Genomic DNA, 1,044 nt, shown 5'->3' with positions numbered 1-1,044 from the left:
GGGCATGGGGGAGGGTCAGCCCTTCGCGGCGCGGGCGGCCTCGGCGATCGGCGGGACCACCTTCTCGAGGGCGTAGGGGATGGACAGCGGGGAGATCGCGGAGACGGAGAGCACCTCCTGCTGGTCGACCTGCAGCACCAGCCCGCCCTTCTCCACGGCCGGGATGGCGCCGAGCAGCGGGTCGGCCTCGATCGCGTCGGCCACGTCCGCGGAGGCGGCCCAGGAGACGAACACGTCGGACTCCAGCTCGTCCGCCCGCTCGGGGGACCAGGTGAAGAAGAAGGCGCCGTCCTCCGGTGCGTTCTCCGCGACCACGGGGGCCAGCTCCATGCCGAGCAGCTCGAGGAACCTGGGGCGGTTGTCCGCGGCGGTGTAGATGCTGATCTGGTCGGCGGCGGCCGGGTCCAGGGTGCCGTAGATGAACGAGGCGCCGGCCAGGCCGTCCTCCTCGGCGCCGGCGTCCGCGATCTGCCGCTCCAGGTCGGCGACGAGCGCGGCCGCCTCCCGCTCCTTGCCCAGGACCCGGCCGATCACCTCGGTGGACTGCTGCCAGGAGGTGCCGAACGCGGGGACGTCCTTCGGGTAGGCCACCACGGGGGCGATCTTGGAGAGGCGGTCGTAGTCCTCCCGGGTGAGGCCGGAGTACACGGCCAGGATGACGTCCGGCTTCACGGCGGCGATCGCCTCGGCGTCGATCCCGTCCGCCTCGGACCACTGGACGGGCGTCGGCCCGCCGAGCTCCTTCAGCTTGGCGTCGAACCAGTCGGTGGACTTGTCCGCGTTGCCGCCGAACTCGATGGCGGGCACGCCCACCGGGACCACGCCCAGGGCCAGGGCCACATCCTGGTTCACCCAGGAGACGGTGGCCACGCGCTCGGGGCGGGCGGGGATCTCCGTGGTGCCGTAGACGTGCTCCACGGTCAGCGGGTACGCGGCGGAGCCCGAGGCCGACGACGGCGCGGCCGCCGAGCTCGTCGCCGACCTGGAGCGGCAGATCGCGGACGCCGGCGCCGAGGAGGACGGCCTGGCCGGCGCCTCGTTCAT

The 1,044-nt window shown here is 73.4% G+C and carries 1 protein-coding gene; it reads right to left on the bottom strand.

What is annotated here, in order from left to right; genetic code table 11:
- Window positions 1-15: 15 nt before the first annotated feature.
- On the bottom strand, window positions 16-1,044 hold the full coding sequence (locus MHY29_RS12145) for an iron-siderophore ABC transporter substrate-binding protein (RefSeq protein ID WP_239241576.1): 1,029 nt from the start codon (window positions 1,042-1,044) through the stop codon (window positions 16-18).

The organism is Micrococcus sp. ACRRV (genome assembly GCF_022346985.1).
Taxonomy (GTDB): domain Bacteria; phylum Actinomycetota; class Actinomycetes; order Actinomycetales; family Micrococcaceae; genus Micrococcus; species Micrococcus porci.
The sequence above is the reverse complement of the archived record's forward strand: the minus strand, read 5'-3'. Positions and strand labels throughout refer to the sequence as shown.

Excerpts from the sequence above, each read along its gene's own strand:
- MHY29_RS12145 (WP_239241576.1), bottom strand. The coding sequence starts at position 1,044 with ATGAACGAGGCGCCGGCCAGGCCGTCCTCCTCGGCGCCGGCGTCCGCG.